Source organism: Chamaesiphon sp. GL140_3_metabinner_50 (genome assembly GCF_025361915.1).
Classification (GTDB): domain Bacteria; phylum Cyanobacteriota; class Cyanobacteriia; order Cyanobacteriales; family Chamaesiphonaceae; genus Chamaesiphon.
This window is the reverse complement of sequence record NZ_JANYJC010000135.1, coordinates 17615-36489: the sequence shown is the minus strand read 5'-3', so window position 1 is coordinate 36489 and position 18875 is coordinate 17615. Positions and strand designations below refer to the sequence as shown.

Genomic DNA, 18875 nt, shown 5'->3' with positions numbered 1-18875 from the left:
TGAAGATCTAAATTAACCTTCACTACCACCAATTAGCCCCGCTGGCAAATTGGCTAGGCATTTATTTTCTGATTTTTTTTAACATACTTTTTTCAAATTTAGCCGGAGGTACGGCAATGATCTCATCTACTCCTTTAACAAAATTAATTCGATTTTTACAAGACGATCTCGCTATTTCGGCTTCCTCGATGGCGATCGTTCTCAAGCAAATAGAGCGAAACCCAGGCCCAGTACCGATGTTGTTATGGCAATACGGATTGGTGACGATCGAACAACTCGATCGAATCTATGACTGGATCGATGCGACCTAATCCAAGTTGCTAGTTATGGGTTTTTAGTGAGATGGATGTTAGGTTTTATCCCATCGCTAGTACCCAATACCCTAGATTCCCGACTTCTCTAAGAAGTCGGGAATCTGTCTTCATCCGCATACACAACACGAACTAATGGAAGATTACGAATTATGCAGGTGATTCTAACTTAACGATCGTCTGCATTTTTGTATCCACTACTACAAATTATGGTGCCCCATCTACTCGTTAGGACGAGCAACGGGCACCCTGAGAGGACGACTTACTCGTACTCCTGTAGACTAAGGGGCTTGCAATTTAATAAACTACCAGTGGGTTTAGGTTGTGCCTACGGCACAACCTAAACCGACAAATATCTGGGATGTTATGTCCACGCAAGTCCCTAAAGTCTACAATCGATCGTAAGCAGCGAGAATAATCCGCTCGGTATCTGCCCAATTGATACATTTATCAGTAACCGAAATACCGTATTTAAGCTGTGATAGATCTTCAGGAATCGATTGTCCGCCCTCATTGAGATTGGATTCTAGCATCATCCCCACCATTGAGATATTACCATTGATGATTTGTTGGATCGTGCTTTCAAAGACAATCGGTTGGAGGCGATAATCTTTATTAGAATTACCGTGACTGCAATCGATGACAATCCGGGGGGGTAAATTGGCTTTTTTGAGTTCGGTTTCGGCGGCGTGAACGCTGACGGGATCGTAGTTGGGTTTACCTTCGCCACCGCGTAAGATAATGTGTCCGTAAGCATTACCGCTGGTTTGAAAAACGCTGACTCGCCCGTGCTTGTCGATGCCCAGGAAATTGTGTGGTTGCATGGCAGACTGGAGCGCGTTTAAGGCTACCTTAACGCTGCCATCGGTACCATTCTTAAAACCGACGGGCATCGATAGTCCACTCGCCATTTCGCGGTGAGTTTGAGATTCGGTGGTGCGCGCGCCAATTGCCGCCCAAGCAATTAATTCGTCTAGGTATTGGGGCACGATCGGATCGAGAGCTTCTGTCGCAGTAGGCAAGCCGATTTCGGCTAGTTTAATTAATAAGTTCCTGCCAGTATATAAGCCTTTTTCGACATCGAAAGACTCGTTCATATCTGGGTCGTTGATCAATCCTTTCCAGCCGACGGTGGTGCGGGGTTTCTCGAAATAAACGCGCATGATCAGTAGAAATTTATCACGAACTCGATCGGCTAAAGCTTTTAATTTGTAAGCGTATTCTTCGGCGGCGGCGACATCGTGAATCGAACATGGGCCGACGACGATGAATTTGCGGTTGTCCTGGAAATCTAAGATTTTTTGAATCTGTTTGCGGTAGTTAACAATGCGTTGTTCTAATTCGAGCGATAGGGGTAGTTTTTCCTTGAGTTCTTTGGGGGTAATCAAGATTTTTGAGTAGTTGATATTCGTATCGCCGAGAACGTTGGCATCCATGCTATTTTCGAGGGTTTGGATATCTCGGTCGGATGTGGGATTTTGCATGAGTTGGAGGTGTAAAGATAGTTTGAGTGCATGTTTAATGAAGCGATTACCTACGTCGCACAATCGAACGGGCTGCTTAAAGGTCGCCGCTTACCCTCTTTTATTACTAAGAGCCTGACAAGCTCGATTCACGATGTCGCGAGGAGTTTGCCCGATCGAATTTTAGTAATCTAAATAGTAGAAAGTGAGTAAGCATCGACCGATCTATTGCCCTCCATCGGGCATTATTACTGCTAGATTCTAAATCGATGCCAACTATATAAGTGCATGAGGTCTTGAATATTTTGGTTAGTTGAGCCAGTAAAGGCGATAAACTCTGTTGTGTCCGACAGCTAGCAATACATTTTGATTACAGACGACCTACTTTCATCCATTATATCTAAAATTTGTCCGATTTGAGTAATAAAGATGGGAGTTCGGAGATGGGAGTTTGGAGATGGGAGTTTGGAGATGGGAGTTTGGAGATGGGAGATGGGAGTGCGTTCTTGGGGCGCGACGTTTTGGTGGAACCCTAAACATAAAAACGCCGCTACCATAGCACCTTTTCAAGAGAGACGGAAGTTGGGATCGAAAATCAGCATCGCTGAAAGAAAGATCGTGCCGATTTTAAGATAGCACCGATCGCAGAGCAGTTAACTGTGCGGATATAATTCGATAATATATCCAAGTCCCCCGCCGCTCTTTTTAGAGCAACCCAGCAGCATACATCACTTTTAGATGATGGCTGACGGTTATCTAACCAAATGCAGGGTTAAAATAAATCTTAAATCCTCAGGGCAATTTCACTCCCCACAACCACATGTTTGCCACCAACGCGCCCGTTCAGCCGATCGATCCCGACAAGATTCGACCGGAAATTCAAGCCTTGCAGCCCCAGCTAGTCGCCTTCCGGCGGCAGATTCACCAGCAGCCCGAACTCGGATTTAAAGAACGACTGACTGCTGCGGCGATCGCTAGTAAACTGACAGAATGGCAAATTCCCCATCAAACTGGCATCGCCCAAACCGGAATCGTGGCGATGATTCAGGGGCGCAAAACGAGCTTTCGACTCAAGACGCTGGCAATTCGGGCGGACATGGATGCCTTACCGATTCAGGAGGCTAATGATGTGCCGTATAAGTCGCAGCACGACGGCGTGATGCACGCTTGCGGACACGACGGACATACCGCGATCGCGTTGATGACTGCCTACTATTTATCCAGACATCAAAACGACTTTGCGGGGATGGTCAAAATCATCTTCCAGCCCGCCGAGGAGGGGCCAGGAGGAGCCAAACCGACGATCGAGGCGGGAGTCCTTACTAATCCCGATGTTAATGCCATCATCGGGCTGCATTTGTGGAATAACTTACCATTAGGCACGATTGGGGTGCGGAGTGGGGCATTAATGGCGGCAGTAGAGCAATTCGATCTGACGATTCAGGGGAAGGGCGGGCATGGGGCGATGCCGCACCAAACTGTAGATTCGATCGTCGTCGCCAGTCAAATTGTCAGTGCGTTGCAAACGATCGTTTCGCGCAATGTCAATCCGATCGATTCGGCGGTGGTAACGGTGGGTAAATTCACCGCAGGTAAGGCTCGCAATGTAATTGCTGACACGGCTAGTTTATCAGGGACGGTTCGCTATTTTAGTCCCGATCTGGCTGACTTTTTCCATCAACGCATTGAAGCGATCGTCGCCGGAATTTGTGCCAGTCATGGAGCAACTTACCAACTAGATTATATCAAGTTTTATCCACCTGTAATTAACGACCCGAAAATTACCGATTTAGTCCGATCGATCGCCACAGATTTAGTCGAAACGCCGTTGGGTGTCGTCCCGGAATGTCAAACGATGGGTGGAGAAGATATGGCTTTTTTCCTCCAAAAAGTTCCCGGTTGTTATTTCTTTCTAGGTGCGGCAAATCCCGATCGATCGTTGGCTTATCCCCATCATCATCCCCGTTTTGATTTCGATGAAACAGCTCTATCTACAGGTGTAGAAATGTTCGTGCGTTGTGTCGAGAAATACTGTAATTAATAACTTTTATTCCCCACGCTCATGCCCCAAATTACTGGTACCACAAAATTATTAGGTGTCATCGGCAATCCGATCGCGCATTCACTTTCGCCAGTCATTCATAACGCGGCGATCGATCGTTTGGATTTAGACTACTGTTATGTACCATTTCTCGTCAAGCCAGCACATTTGGCAACCGCTATTGATGGCTTTGCCAGCATTGGCGTAGTCGGCTGTAGCGTGACGATTCCCCACAAGCAGGCAATTATCCCCCTGCTTGCCCACATTACCCCCCTGGCGCGGGCTGTAGGTGCCGTAAATGCCATCTGGCATACCCCCGCAGGCTGGCAAGGTACCAACACCGACGTGGCAGGATTTGTGAGTCCCCTGATGGAAATGAACCGCGATTGGAGTCAAACGACGGCGATCGTGTTGGGAAATGGTGGTGCGGCGCGGGCGATAGTTGCGGGGTGTCACCAATTGGGATGTGGCAAAATTCAGGTATTTGGCAGGGATCTGGCGAAATTAACGGAGTTTCGATCGAGTTGGCAGGATATTCAATTGCGAGTTACTAATTGCGATACGCCCACATCTGTGATTGTTAGCACTCATCTCTGGGATGAATTACCGACTTTTATCGATCGCGAGGATTTATTAATTATCAATTGTACGCCGATCGGGATGCACCCCCAGCTCGATGTCAGTCCGATCGCTCCCGAAATTTTCGATAAAGTGGGAACTAATGCAATTGCTTACGATCTGATTTACACACCCCGCCCAACTAAGTTTTTACAATTAGCCGCAGCGCGAGGACTTACCGCGATCGATGGTACGGAAATGCTCGTCCATCAGGGAGCGATCGCGTTTGAATTATGGTTGCAACAACCAGCTCCCGTGGCAATTATGCATCAGGCTCTACTCGCACATTTAGCCACTAGGCACTAATCAACCCAAGTTGCCACCTAAAACCCCAGCGGTTTCTAACCGCTGCTCGTAGTTTATTAGTCCGCCTACGCGGACTAATAAACTAGTCCGCGTAGGCAATTTGATAGGTAGCAGCTACCCCAAATTGCGATCGAAATCGTCAAATTTAGAGATTCAAATCACACATGACTGAAGAAGAGATCGATAAGATAGAGCTAATAGTACGATTTTAACCACCCCTGTAGTCTCACTCGATCTCAACACTTAGGCTCTTTTCAGTGCCCTTTATGCCCGCAGATGCTTCGCTCTGTCCGATTGGTGGTTGAGCGGAGCCGTTGGCGTAGCCTGCCGTAGGCACAACCACCGATCGCACCGAGCGAATATCAAGTGTCAACTACTTAATTGCCTCCAATTTACGCATCACAGAATCATAGCCAGCCGGGTTATTTTGCTGTTGGAATAACTTGGCGGCTGTGTTTAAATCCGCAGTCGCAGCCGGATTGGACTTGAGTTGGGCGTAAAGCAACCCGCGATTGCTGTATGCGAGGGCGTAGTTTGGTTGCAAGCGAATTGCGGCGTTGTAGTCAGTCAATGCTTGCTGATAATTTTTTAGTCGTGCTTGGCTAATCCCGCGATTGAAGTACATTTCAGCATTATTCGGTGCTAGAGCGATGCCGCGATCGTAGTCTAGCAGTGCTTTGGGATATTCGCCAGTGACGTAAAACGCAATCCCCCGATTGAGATAAGCGGTAGCATCATTGGGCTTGAGTCGAATGGCTGCGCTATAATCGACGATCGCCGCCTGAGTATTGCCAGCGGTAAAATAAATAATCCCGCGATTGTTGTACGCTTGAGATAGCTGTGGATCGAGTTTAATCGCTGTAGTATAATCGGCGATCGCTTTAGTTCTGTCGCCACTTTGAGAGTGTCCGTTCGCGCGATTGAAATAGCCGATCGCATCATTTGGCTGGAGACTGACGAGTCGATCGTAATCGCCGAGCGCACCTGCGGTATTACCCAGGTTATTTTTCGCGATCGCCCGGTTAAGATAAGCACTCGATTGACTGGGTTTGAGTTGAATTACCCGATCGTAATCGGCAATCGCACCTTGGTAATCGCCGAGCGCATTTTTAGCTTTGGCTCGCCCGAAGTAAGCATTTGCATAGTTAGGGCGTAGCTTAATTGCGGTATTATAATCGTCGATCGCCCCTTGCTTATCGCCCAGATCGAGTTTTGCCAAGCCGCGATTGTAATAAGCATCGACATTGTTGGACTTGAGTTGCATCGCCTGGTTATAGCTAGCAATCGCACCTTGCTTATCGCCATTTTGCGCCAACAAGATGCCTTTCCCGATTAATAACTGCGGATCTTGGGGTTTAATCTCGCTAGCTGCTTGGAGATCGGCAAGTGCGCCCGATTTATCTCCAGTACCCAACCGCGCAAACCCGCGATTGGCATAAGATTCAAAAAATCTGGGATTGATGTTAATCGCTTTAGTATAATCGGCAATTGCGCCGGGATTATCGCCATTCAAGCCTTTAATAATGCCCCGATTATTATACGCATCGACAAAATTAGGCTGCAACTGAATCGCGCGATCGAAATCGGCAATTGCACCACTGCGATCTTGACTTTGATAGCGACGCATCGCTCGATCGTAATATTCTCTAGCAGTGGTGGGTGCTTGAGAATTGGGAGCTTTTTTGACGTTTTGTCGCTCGGTGGCTGCGGTTGGTGGTTTTACGCTAGCGACAACCTGTACTGATGGCAATAATGTCGATGCTACCAATAACGCCAAGGTAGTGAGTGGAATCGGGATCTGGTGGATCCACCATCTAGAAGTGACTTGTCGAGAATGTTGAATTTTCATGATTAAAATCAGCTTAAATTAACGTTACGTCGATCGCCGTAAGTAGTGCTGGATCGGTATTGACTAACATCCGATCGCCATTGTTTATTCCCTAAGCTACCCACTGCACTATCTTTGCTTAGGGATCTCACCGCGAAATAATTATTGATGTTATCTGTCAGATCTTAACAAATCTGTTGAGTTTTCGAGATTATTGCGGCTAATTTCTTAACTAGCATTTATAAACCTATCTTCTACAACTTCATGATATCAATGGTTTTGAGGTTCTACCTGCTTGTAAGCTAATTAATTACAATTGCCGATGCGATGTCTGTTTTTATACTTTTTGGCTAAGGCGCAGACGCGATCGACTAAATCATTATAAGTTTTCGCTTCTAGATCGTAAACGATATATTCTGATTCAATCAAGTAATTAATTGAGGCTTTAAGCTGAAAATCTAGCGCATACCCACTAGTAAATCTCCGATTACCAATAGCTGTAATTTGACGAAAGGTGCCATCAATGCCAAAATCCTTATCGAAGTTGGAAATACTCATTCCAGCTCTAGCAGCGACGGCTTGAACGTGAGCAACGCTGAGAAGTTCTTCGATTATCTATTGCGGAAATATTATGCGACGATCTTGTGCTGGACTCAGATTATCTCATATTCGATCTCCAAATCGTTGGCTTTGTCGATTATCCCAACCAATTTTCTAGATCTCCAACCCCCTGAAAATCTAATAGATCTTCACCGAGAGATTCTAATCGATCGAGACTCAATTCACTCACTTTTGCTATTGGGATCGAGTCGATTAATCTCGTCGATTGCTCGTTGTTGTACCTTGTGTTTGCCGAGGATTCTCAACCAGAGGGTATCGGGTGTCTGTGGTAATTGGTGGATTACCACAATCCCGGTTTTTTGCCCTGGTGGGAAGAAATAAACACCCTCACCCCAGGCTTCTACATCTGTCTAGCACCAAAGCTCTCTAAAGTAGCGGCTGCTAATGTGGGTGTGAGAATCCACAGCATGGGTAATGAGGAGTCATCTTGTTTGCGCTGTTGTTGGCGTTTGGATTGGCGGTTGAGTTCTGCATGGAGATCGAATAATTTGCCCTTACAACTGCGAATCTCATCTGCGCTAACAGGATTCCTAAACGGATCGAAAGCTACGCCTGTTGCTGCTAATTTGCTCAAGTTTACCTAAGCTGGGGAGATTTGCAACTTGAGAATGCGGGAAGAAACAAACATCGATTTCTCGAACTTCCCCGCTAATTTTACGTTCGCGTAGCGTCTCTTACGGAGAATCGGTTTCAACTGTCCCGAATGGTGAAAGTAAACTTTCGAGTAAATCTTTGGCAAATTGGTCGTGGGGAAACTGCGACATATAATCGTTGGCGGAGCCTCTCCATTGGAGAATCGATCGGCATTAGTATTGTAACCTAAACTGAAATTCAATCTGAATTTCATCGCGGCTCCGATCGTTAAAGCTGTTCAAAAAGCAGCATGAGTTTGCCATAAACTAATGCTAAGTTCGCCGATTGAATAGTCGATCGGGCGTGGCAAGATCTTTGTCAGCAAATTACAATTAAGCTCGGATTAAAATCCACTTGCCATGAACTTCGGCTGCTAATCCATGACTGAATGTAGAAGTCCGAGTGCGATTGGGTGCCGAAATTAGACCGATTGTTTCTTCGATCTGGCTGAATGTGGGCATTTTAGCTAAAGCTTGGGTGAGAAATTGGCGAATGATTCGTCGCTGAAGCGAGAGCGCGAGCGATTGCAGGATGGTGCGATCGATCCTAACATTGCGATCGTCTACTGCTTGTTGATACCAGTCGCGTGCTAACGATTCTAAATATTCGACATCGGCGCGCAAGAGTTCGGCGGTACGCGCTAAGTGACTCTCGACTTGAGGATTAAAATCGGCGGCTAGTTGCGGCATAATCTCCAGCCGCAAGCGATTGCGTGCGTATTTGAGATCCTGATTGTATGCATCTGACCACACGGGTAATTCGTACTCTTGACAAAAGTCACCTGTTTGGGTGCGGTTTACTTCGAGTAAGGGACGGACTAAACTAATTTCTGGAGTCAATTGGCGGTGCCAAGACATGGCACACAAGCCATCGGCACCAGCACCGCGCACCAAATTGTAGAGTAAGGTTTCGGCTCTGTCGGTTTGGGTATGAGCGGTGACTAAATGAGTACTCTCGGTAGTTTGGGCGATTCTAGTTAGCGATTGGTATCGCCACTCCCTAGCCGCTGCTTCGGTTTCGGGTAAATTTGCAGTGGTTTCACAATGAAAGGGTAACTGCCATTGTGCGGCAACTTGCGCCACTCGATCGGCAATACCGATATCTTGTTTCCAGCCATGATCGCAATGAGCTACTGCTAATTGCCATTGCCAGCGCGATTGTAAATCGCGCAGTAATTGTCCCAGACATAACGAATCTTGCCCGCCAGACACTGCGATTAAGATTTTGGCACCAATCGGCAATAACTGACGATCGATCGCGCACTGGTGAAGCTGACTATGTAAAGGTGTCCAAGGCATCAGTAGAATAGCTAATTGCTACGCTGTAAACTTAGTAGTAAGTATAACAGGTTGAGATATTATACCAATGTCAATGGTGACAGTCATCTTTTATAACTGTAGTAAGCCTGAAAAATTATTCGCATGGGTGCGAGTCAAGTTAACCCAATCTAAATTAGCTAATGCAACGTGGCACCCTCGATATATTTGAAACTGTCAGAACGATCCTCGCCAGAAATTTAGAAATCGATCCAGAGGCGATCGATCTAGACTTTAAATTTCATAATTTTATCGATCGATTAGCCGAGCGACGACAGCAGCAATCTGGTGCTAAAAGTTTATTATATTATCTCGAAGCCGCCAATATTTACATCGACTTATCCGAAACTTTCGAGATGCATTTCATGGCAGATTTTACCGACAGTACCTGTATTACAGTTGCCGATCTGGTCGTGCTAATTCAATCGCAGTTCGATTAATTCCACAGATAATGTTCGGGAATTAAATCGTCAGGGGCGAATAGATGCGGACTCATTGGTGCGGATGCCGTATCGTACCAGGATTCGAGCAAATCTTGAGTTTCTTGCATTTCGCCGATCGATAGATCGCGGGGGATCACAATCCCAATACTGCGATCGGGAATGGCGACGTAATAGCCTTCAGGAAAGTATTTATCTAAATAAGGCGAGAGTAAAATTCTCGATGAGCCAAACCCATCATTATGCATCATAATCGCCCAGACAACACTACCATCGGCACGTAATTTCTGGTGCGTCCACAATTCTTGAGATGCGACTTTGAGGTTGATTACCGCCCGTTGTCGCCAATCGATCCCTTCATCTTCCCAAACTTCGACCATTTCAGATGTGACATTCTGGTAAGCAACTAAACCTTTGGCATCGCGATCGACAATTACCCAACTGAGTGCATAGTCCCGCAACGGTAATTCTTCGTGAGGCGAGTTCCAGAGTTTGGAATTGAGACAAGTCGAATGGATAATCAACGGCATCAACCGATCGAGCGCATCAATGATGGTTCCTGACATAGTGCAGATTTGGAAAAATGGGGTACTACTCTGTTTACTAGAGTACCCAGCCGATTTAGCAGAGTTCGCATTCGGCCACATTTTGTTCAGATCTTTTTCCAGCCAACATTTACTTAGAGCTAGCTACCAAATCTTTACCGTAATTATCGTCGATACAAGCCCGAACTAAGAACATACAATTGGTGAAAGTAAATGAGGCGTGGATTGAATTGGGGGACGATCGAATGTAGTCGCCAGTGCCAATTAAAGAGATAAGCCCTTACTTTCTTCGTTCGAGGCAGATAACTTCATCCGCCGACTTTCTCGCGATAGTGGTACTAATGCTGGAGCTTGACTATGAGGTTTGTGCTTCAAGCTTTCCACCACTGTAGCTAGTCGATCGATCGTGGATGCTTCAAATACGCTTCGCAAAGGCAACTCTACCTGCAAAGCATCGCGGACTCTAGAGACAAGCTGAGTAGCAAGTAATGAATGACCGCCTAATTCAAAGAAATTATCGTAAATTCCAACGCGTTTGAGTCCCAAAACTTCGCTAAAAATGTTCGCAAGTGCGCGTTCGATCGAAGTCCGAGGTGCGATGTAACGATCCGATCGCATCTCGATCGGATCGTGCAATGCTTTGAGGGCGCGACGATCGATCTTACCATTGGCTGTGAGCGGTAGAGACTCCAATATTACAAAAGCTGATGGCAGCATGTATTCAGGCAGTTTTTGAGCGAGATAACTTTGCAATTGCGGCACTAACTTCTGTGTGGCTTTGGCTTGGAGAGGGTTATTGGCGTAAGATTGCCAAGGGCGATCGTCAGTCGTGCGCTGGGAGAAAGTATTTTTTTGGGTGACTAGATCTTGGCGGATAAACATCACATCATAATCTCCTTCGTTACTAGAATTCGACCAGGTAATATCGACACGATAAGGTAGATCGATCGCATACCAATCTGCTGGATCTATTCCCAAGTTTTCGATTTCTTGCAAGGCTTTCCGAATTTGACCGACGGTTTTATAACCCGCTCCGTCTACTAGCCATGCGACTGTTTTAACTGCTGACATTACCCGCGCATTCGGTACATTGAGAATGTTTAATCTTTCCGGTCGATCGTCAATTAATAACTGACGTATTGCTGAGATGCTAAGATTAGCTTTCGACCAGTTTATTGCTGGATAATTTTCTCGATCGCTAATAGGTTCGCGGCTAATAGTTTCGTCGCTAATATGAAGGGTAACATTATAACGAAATGCAGTTAACTCATTATGATATTTACCCCGCATTAGTTGAATTTGGACGAGATCGATTTGTGGTAAGCGTTGCTGTAAAGCCGTAAAAAAAGCTGGATCGATGACTAATTCTGTTTCTTGAAATATTTCCATCTGTACCCGTTGCTGTAACTCTAAACAAGTAAGGGATGGCTCGGCTCGATCGAGTTGCACTGATGTATGAAAAGCTTGTAAGAGGGGCAAGTTCCGCACATCGCCGATGAAAATTTGACCGCCGGGAGTAGTTACCTCGATCGCTCCTGCAATGACATCAATTAGATAATCGATCGTTGGAAAATATTGGACGACCGAGTTGAGAATTACTGTATCAAAAGTTGCTGGGGCTACGCGATCGAAATCGGTAGCCATTCGAGCGGATAGTTCTACCTGCGGCAGTTCTTGGTGTGCTAACTGCTGCTGAATATAGTTAATCGAAACTGGCGAAAAATCAGTACCCCAATATCGATCGCAGTGAGGAGCAATTCTAAATAATATTAAACCCGTTCCGCACCCTATTTCTAACACTCGTTCGGGTTGCAAAGCCAAAATCTGCTCGACTTGATTATCGACCCACTCATACACTTGCTTTGCTGGTAGAGGTCGATCGGTATAGCTACTATTCCAACCGACAATATTCAATTTAGGATCGAAATTAACAGGTCGATCGTAAGTTTCATTATAGAGCATCTGCCATTGTAAAACTTGTTCATCTTGCAACTGAATCGATTGACTATTTTCTAATTCTGTACTGAAAGTTATTCGAGGAGATACATAAGCTAACAGAGTTTTTTCTCCTAGCTCTTCACGCATTAGCACGACAGCTTGCTGTACTGCGGGATGATGATTTAGTACTGCTTCAATTTCACCCAACTCGATCCGATAGCCTCGAATTTTTACGCGATCGTCAGTGCGACCTAAAAATTCAATATTACCATCTTCTCGATAACGAGCGAGATCGCCAGTTTTATAAAGTCGCGCTGTTAAGTTATTATTAAAAGTATGCTCGATAAAGCATTCGGCAGTTAATTCAGGACGGTTTAAATAACCTCGCGCCAATCCATCACCACTGATATATATTTCTCCTGAAATACCGACAGGTACGGGTTGTAAATATTTGTCTAGAATATAAACCTGTGTATTGGCAATCGCTCGACCGATTGCAGGTGCTAAATTATCTCGATCTTCAACAGTAATTCGCCCCGAAGTTGTCACGACTGTGTTCTCAGTCGGCCCATAATTATTAAATAATTGGAAGGGAAGATCGGCTTGAGGATAGTTATTTAGTTTGTCTCCACCTGTAAGCAATATTCGTAAAGCGGTATTTTCAGGGAAATCTAATAACAGAATTTTCTCAGCTAAAGGAGTTGGCAAAAAGCAAATAGTTATCGCCTTTGCAATCAGCCAATCTTTCAACCGCTCTGGCATTTGCCGAACTTCATCATTTACAAAATAAATACTCGCTCCCGCAATAAGATACGGCCAAATTTCCCAACCGCAAGCATCAAAGCTAATCCCAGTAATCTGCGTTGCTTTATCGCTCGATGAAACTGCAAACGCGTGTTGATGCCAAAATACGAGATTTAATAATCCTCGATGTTCGATTTCTACGCCTTTAGGAGTGCCAGTCGAGCCAGAAGTATAGATCGCATAAGCAAGATTATTCAATCCAACTTGACAATCGAGATTAGCTTCAGGTTCTCGATCGATACTTGCCCGATCTTTATCTACACAGATGACTCGTAGATCGCGATTGTCCAGTCGTTTGAGCCAGCATTCATGAGTTAATAGCACTGAGATATTCGCATCTCGAATCATCAGGTTCAAACGTTCGGATGGATAGGTTGGATCGATCGGGACATAAGCTCCACCTGCTTTGAGAATGGCCAACATGCCGATAACTAGATCGAAAGAACGCTCTACACAAAGTCCAACTAAAACTTCGGCTCTTACTCCAGATTTGGTGAGAAAGTGTGCGAGTTTGTTGCTGCGAATATTTAACTCTTGATAAGTGAGTCGATCGTCTTCAGATACCAGTGCAATCGCATCTGGATACTGCTTGGCGATGTTTTCAAATAACTGATGTACTAACTTATCTTGAGGATAATCTAAGCGCGTTTCATTCCATTTAACTAATAAACAATCGAGTTCAGATTTGCTCAAAAGTGGTAAGTGGGCGATTTGTTGTTCTGGATTAGTAACTATCCCTTCTAGTAATATTTGAAAGTGTCCTAGCATCCTGGCGATCGTGGCATCATCAAATAAATCGGTACTGTAAATTACAAAACCACTAATTCCTTCCGAACTATCTGCCCACAATCCATTTCGAGTATTTGGTTCCCATAAGTGCAACTCCAAATCGAAGCGGGTTGTTTCCGTTTCAAATGGTAGCGGATTTAAAGTTAGATCGGGTAACTCTAACGCCATCATCGGTGCATTTTGCAGCGCAAACATCACTTGAAATAGCGGATTTTGATTCAAATTACGCTCTGGATGTAGTTCCTCGACTAGTTTTTCAAAAGGTAAATCTTGATGGGCATAGGCTCCTAAAGCTACATCTTTAACTCGACTTAATACTGCTCGAAAAGTTGGGTTTCCAGACAGGTCGGTACGTAACACTAAGCTATTGACAAAAAAGCCAATTAACCCTTCAATTTCACTCCGGTTGCGATTAGCAATTGGCGAACCGATCGCGATATCTGATTGCTGTGTATATCGGTAAAGTAAAACTTGAAATGCTGCTAACAGAGTAATAAATAAAGTTACCCCTTCTTGCTGTCCCAGGGCTAAAAGTGCCAAGCTCAAACTTTTGGATAATTGCAACGGTTGTCTTGCACCTTGATAGGTTTGAGCAGCTAATCGCGGTCTGTCAGTGGGCAAATTTAGGATCGAAATCCCGTCTAATTGTTGTTGCCAGTAGCCGAGTTGTGTTGCTAAAACATCACCTTGCAACGATCGGCGTTGCCAGTCTGCAAAGTCAGCATATTGGATTGGCAATTCCGGCAATGGTGAAGGGTGATTGTTGGCAAATGCTGGGTAAAGTGAGGCGATTTCGTTCATCAGCACCCCTATCGACCACCCATCGGCAACAATGTGGTGCAATGTCAGCAGTAGGATGGATTGCGTCTGTTCCAATCGCAGCAGTTTGACTCGGAGCAACGGCTCGGCTGATAGATTGAATGGATGTTGAGTTGCTTCAAGAGTGAGCTGTTTGGCTCGGCTTTCGCGTTCGGCTGGTGGTAATTGCTGTAAATCGATGACAGGCAAGGGGATGGTTAGAGTCGGATGGATTAGCTGAACTGGTTGCCCTGACTCCATGACAATCTTGGTGCGTAAAGCCTCATGTCGGCGCACTATTTCGTTGAAAGTTTGCTCTAGCGCGCGAAGATCGATCGAGCCTGTCAAATTTAGGGCGAGGGGAATATTATAAAAAGGATGATTCGGCATTAATCGATCGAGAAACCATAACCGTTGTTGTGCAAAAGATAGCGGCATATTTCTCGATCGCGAAATCGGTACCAACGGTTTAAAGTTGTGATGATGAGGATGATTAGTTGCTGCTAAACATCCAATAATTTCTGATTTACGCGCTTGGATTTCTGCTCTGAGTTCTGCTGTCAGAATCCCTTCAGGAGCGTTACAGCGAAACTTTTCACCTTCGATAAAAACTTGAATATCTAAACTACGAAGATAAGCTAAGAATTCGATCGTCTGCATCACTACACTCCTTCGCAACAGTTATTAATCTATCGATGGGTATGATTTCGCAAGATTGCCCGATCGGGTGAATCCTACCTAAATTTAGCAACTAGATTGAAAGTGTAACATATTTATAAGAGTGCAAAAATCATTCCTTGGGCTGAAGGTTTGATAACACTCAGGCGGTCATAATTTTGGCATGTATTAAATATTGTGTTTACATCAAAGATATCCCTACACAACTTTTAACTCTAGAGGAGCAAGATTTTATGAACACGATGGCACAAATCGATGCTTTGTACGAAGCTAAAATTAATAAGGCTAAACTTGAAGGCGAGCTTCAGGGTGAAGCCAAAGGTGAGGAGCGTCAAAAACAGTCGATCGCACTCAACTTGCTGCGTAAGAATATTCCCCTAGAAACAATCGCCGAAGCAACTGGACTGACGTTAGAGCAACTTCAGCAATTGAGATCGAATGGCTAATACGATCGATTATAACAACTGCAATAATTAGTAATCGATTAAAATTCTACTTCTTCTCGATCGAGTCCTATAGTTTCAGTTTCATCCACACTTGCTGCCCAACACATTGTATCGATATGTCTGGCAAGTTGGGCGATCGTGGGTGATTCAAACAAATTGCGAACGGGTAAATCTATTTGGAAAGTGTCGCGAATTCGGGACATTAATTGAGTCGCTAGCAGCGAATGACCGCCAGATTCAAAAAAATTGTCGTGGATACCTATTCGCTCTTTGCCCAATACTTTCGCCCAAATCTCGGTAAGTAACTCTTCAATTTGCGATCGCGGTGCCACATAATCTCGATCGTGATAATTCATTAAATCGGGAGTTGGTAATACCGCTCGATCGACTTTTCCATTCGGTGTGAGTGGTAAAGATTCTGGAAACATATAAACTGTTGGCACCATATATGCTGGTAACTTCGATTTGAGAAATTGCCGAAAGCTGTGTATTTCTGGCGTTGGCATTTGTTGTCGATCGAGTACGATATAAGCGACTAAGTGTTTATCGTCGGGCACATTCTCTGCAACAATGACAATATTTTCACTGACTGCTGGATGTCTATTTAATACCGCTTCAATTTCTGATAACTCAATCCGAAAACCACGAATTTTTACTAAATTATCAGTGCGACCTAAAAATTCGATATTACCATCTGGTAAATAACGAGCGAAATCTCCCGTTTTATAAAGACGTGTATTTGCATCGCAATTGAAAGGATCGGTGATAAAATATTGAGCAGTTAACTCAAGGCGATTGAGGTATTCTCGTGCCAGTCCGTCTCCACCAAGATAGATTTCGCCAGTAACGCCAATCGGTAGCGGGTGTAGATGAGGATCTAATATATAAATTTGGGTGTTGGTAATCGGACGACCGATCGGTAAAGATGCGATCGATCGTGACAGATTTAGATCGTAATAAGTAGAAAATGTTGTATTTTCAGTCGGCCCATATACATGAATTAAATGCTGTGACGCACCATGTTCGATAATCTTATTAACCCAGCGTACATCGACAGTCTCGCCACCAAATAGTAAATACTTGACTGTCGCAAAAGCTTGAGGCACATCTCTAGCAATCTGTTGAAATAAGGCGGTAGTTAAAAATAGAACATCGATCTGTCGATCGCGGATTTGTAGTGCCAATTCTCTAGGCGAAAGCGTTACCTCTCGATCGATCGCCACTAGTTCGGCACCATTTAGTAACGCGCCCCATATCTCGAATGTCGCTGCATCGAAGGAGATGTTTGCAGCTTGGGCGACTTTATCGCATGGCTCCAATTTGATATAATTTGGATTGCATACCAGCCGATTTATTGCTTTGTGAGTTACGGCTACTCCCTTAGGCTGACCTGTCGAGCCAGATGTATAAATAACATAGGCTAAATTATCGCTATTTGGATCGCAGTGGAGATTATCGGCTTGTTCTCGATCGATAATTTCCCAATCATTATCGATCGAAACAATCGGATTTGCAAAATCTTGAAACCGATCGATTGAGTTCGATTGTGTCAGTAATACGGCAACTCGCGCATCTTCAAGCATAAAATTGAGACGCTCTTGAGGATAGCTGGGGTCTAATGGCACGTAAGCTCCGCCCGCTTTGAGAATAGCTAATAATCCCACGATCGTGTCGATCGATTGAGGAATACAAATACCGACTAAAACTTCCGCACCTACTCCTAATTTTTGTAAATGTCGGGCGAGTTGATTACTACGACTATTTAATTCTTGATAAGTGATGCGATCGCTCGCAAAATTCAGCGCGATCGCATCGGGATATTGTCTTACTCTTGCTTCAAAGATTTGATGGATACACTTATATTGAGATTTATCTACTTGGGTATGATTCCATTCCACCATTACCCGACTTAGCTCTACTTCACTTAATAATGGTAAGTTAGCAATTTGTCGATCGGGATTTGCGACAATGCCTAATAATAAATTTTTGAAATGGTTTAGCATTCGATCGATCGTGGCTGGCTCGAATAAATCTGTGTTGTATACGACTATCCCTCGCAGACCTTCAGTATCTTGCCAGTTACCGCCATCTGAGCTACGAAAATCTTCGCCACACTTCCAGAGATGCAGTTCCAGATCGAAGCGAGTTGTTTTATAGTCAATATTAATTAAGCTTGGTACTAATCCAGGCAATTCTAGTGGGGACATAGGTGCATTCTGGAAACCAAATACCACTTGAAATAGCGGATGATGGCTCAAGCTTCGCTCTGGATGTAATTCTTCAACTAATTTCTCAAACGGTAAATCTTGATGAGTATATGCGCCGACTGTTACCTCTCGTACTCTGTCTAATAATTCACGAAAAGTAGGATTTCCAGCTAGATCGCTACGCAGGACTAAAGTGTTGACAAAAAAGCCAATTATTCCTTCTATTTCGCTACGATTACGATTGGCAATTGGCGAACCGATCGCGATATCCGATTGGTGTGTATAACGGTAAATTAACGTTTTAAATGCAGCCAGCAGCGTCATAAATAGGGTAACTCCTGCTTGCTGCGACAACTGTTTTAAGCGATCGGTTAGCAGTTTTGGTAACTCTAAAAATTGGGTTGCCCCTCGGTAGTTTTGGAGCGGCAATCTGGGTTTGTCGGTAGGCAAATGCAGCGTCGAAATACCGTTTAATTGCTCCCGCCAGTAAGCTAACTGGGTATTGAGTACTTCTCCTTGCAGCCACTCACGCTGCCACTGAGCAAAATCGGCGTACTGGAGAGGCAGTTCCAACAGGGGGGAAGACCGATCTTGGGTAAAAGCCGTATACAGCGTGCCCAATTCCCGAATCAGTATCCCCAGCGACCAATCATCACAGATAATGTGGTGCATATTGATTAACAAAATATGTTCTGTTTCGGACAGGGCGAGGATGGTAACTCGCAATAATGTTCCAGAGGCTAGATTGAAGACATGTTGTAGCTCGTTGTTAATAATTCTCTTTGTTCTCACATCTCGCTCTTCCGCGCCTAATTGCTGGAGATCTAATACATGCAAAGGGATAGTTGCGCTGGGTGCGATCGCCTGTAGGGGTTGTCCATCCTCCACTATAAAAGTAGTGCGTAAGGTTTCATGACGACGGACGATTTCATTAAAAGTCTGTTCTAGTGCGGTTAAATTTAGCGCACCTGTAAGGTGAATTGCTGTGGGTACATTGTAGATAGTATTGCCAGGAATCGATCGATCGAGGAACCATAGCCGCTGTTGGGCAAATGATGTGGGAAAGACGAAGACTTCTGAGGAAAACATATCG

General features: G+C 44.7%; 15 protein-coding genes and 1 pseudogene. 5 read left to right on the top strand and 11 right to left on the bottom strand.

What is annotated here, in order from left to right; genetic code table 11:
- Positions 1-116 precede the first annotated feature (116 nt).
- Complete coding sequence (locus Q0R35_RS07300; protein WP_295615470.1) at positions 117-311, top strand: DUF2949 domain-containing protein; 195 nt, start codon at positions 117-119, stop codon at positions 309-311.
- 389 nt (positions 312-700) lie between these two features.
- Here Q0R35_RS07300 and Q0R35_RS07295 read toward each other — a convergent pair whose 3' ends face one another.
- Both Q0R35_RS07295 and Q0R35_RS19490 read right to left on the bottom strand, forming a co-directional pair.
- Positions 701-1795 (bottom strand): 3-deoxy-7-phosphoheptulonate synthase, encoded by a 1095-nt coding sequence (locus tag Q0R35_RS07295; protein WP_295615468.1) that lies wholly within the window; start codon positions 1793-1795, stop codon positions 701-703.
- 606 nt (positions 1796-2401) lie between these two features.
- Positions 2402-2527: pseudogene (locus Q0R35_RS19490) on the bottom strand (transcriptional regulator); the annotation flags it as partial.
- 67 nt (positions 2528-2594) lie between these two features.
- On the opposite strand from Q0R35_RS19490, the gene Q0R35_RS07285 reads away from it, so the two are divergent.
- The gene (locus tag Q0R35_RS07285) at positions 2595-3815 is read left to right on the top strand and encodes a M20 family metallopeptidase (protein WP_295615466.1); all 1221 of its coding nucleotides are present in this window, start codon (positions 2595-2597) and stop codon (positions 3813-3815) included.
- A gap of 21 nt (positions 3816-3836) precedes the next feature.
- Positions 3837-4739, top strand: a complete 903-nt coding sequence (locus Q0R35_RS07280) for a shikimate dehydrogenase (protein WP_295615464.1) — start codon at positions 3837-3839, stop codon at positions 4737-4739.
- A gap of 226 nt (positions 4740-4965) precedes the next feature.
- Here the strand turns inward: Q0R35_RS07280 and Q0R35_RS07275 are convergent, their stop codons facing one another.
- From Q0R35_RS07275 to tilS, 6 genes are all read right to left on the bottom strand, one after another.
- Positions 4966-5112, bottom strand: a complete 147-nt coding sequence (locus Q0R35_RS07275; protein WP_295615462.1) for a hypothetical protein — start codon at positions 5110-5112, stop codon at positions 4966-4968.
- Positions 5113-6588 carry a tetratricopeptide repeat protein gene (locus Q0R35_RS07270; RefSeq protein WP_295615460.1) on the bottom strand — a complete coding sequence of 492 codons (1476 nt, stop codon included), beginning with the start codon at positions 6586-6588 and terminating at the stop codon, positions 5113-5115.
- A gap of 285 nt (positions 6589-6873) precedes the next feature.
- Positions 6874-7179: a DUF4365 domain-containing protein gene (locus Q0R35_RS07265; protein WP_295615491.1), complete on the bottom strand. Its 306-nt coding sequence runs from the start codon at positions 7177-7179 to the stop codon at positions 6874-6876.
- An 85-nt stretch (positions 7180-7264) separates the two neighbouring features.
- On the bottom strand, positions 7265-7357 hold the full coding sequence (locus tag Q0R35_RS07260; RefSeq protein WP_295615458.1) for a DUF4351 domain-containing protein: 93 nt from the start codon (positions 7355-7357) through the stop codon (positions 7265-7267).
- A gap of 171 nt (positions 7358-7528) precedes the next feature.
- Positions 7529-7762, bottom strand: coding sequence for a hypothetical protein (locus Q0R35_RS07255; protein WP_295615456.1), 234 nt, complete (start codon positions 7760-7762; stop codon positions 7529-7531).
- Positions 7763-8153: 391 nt separating this feature from the next.
- A complete protein-coding gene (tilS, locus tag Q0R35_RS07250; RefSeq protein ID WP_295615454.1) occupies positions 8154-9119 on the bottom strand; it encodes a tRNA lysidine(34) synthetase TilS in 966 nt (321 codons plus the stop codon).
- Positions 9120-9280: 161 nt separating this feature from the next.
- On the opposite strand from tilS, the gene Q0R35_RS07245 reads away from it, so the two are divergent.
- Positions 9281-9577, top strand: a complete 297-nt coding sequence (locus Q0R35_RS07245; protein WP_295615452.1) for a hypothetical protein — start codon at positions 9281-9283, stop codon at positions 9575-9577.
- Here the strand turns inward: Q0R35_RS07245 and Q0R35_RS07240 are convergent.
- A complete protein-coding gene (locus Q0R35_RS07240) occupies positions 9574-10143 on the bottom strand; it encodes a hypothetical protein (RefSeq protein WP_295615450.1) in 570 nt (189 codons plus the stop codon). The genes Q0R35_RS07245 and Q0R35_RS07240 overlap by 4 nt on opposite strands.
- 243 nt (positions 10144-10386) lie before the next feature.
- Complete coding sequence (locus Q0R35_RS07235; RefSeq protein ID WP_295615448.1) at positions 10387-15111, bottom strand: non-ribosomal peptide synthetase; 4725 nt, start codon at positions 15109-15111, stop codon at positions 10387-10389.
- A 251-nt stretch (positions 15112-15362) separates the two neighbouring features.
- Between Q0R35_RS07235 and Q0R35_RS07230 the strand changes: the two genes are divergently transcribed.
- Entirely contained in the window at positions 15363-15575 is a 213-nt protein-coding gene (locus Q0R35_RS07230) for a hypothetical protein (protein ID WP_295615446.1), read from the top strand.
- Between the two features lie 38 nt (positions 15576-15613).
- Here Q0R35_RS07230 and Q0R35_RS07225 read toward each other — a convergent pair whose 3' ends face one another.
- Positions 15614-18871 (bottom strand): amino acid adenylation domain-containing protein, encoded by a 3258-nt coding sequence (locus Q0R35_RS07225; protein ID WP_295615444.1) that lies wholly within the window; start codon positions 18869-18871, stop codon positions 15614-15616.
- Between the last annotated feature and the right edge of the window lie 4 nt (positions 18872-18875).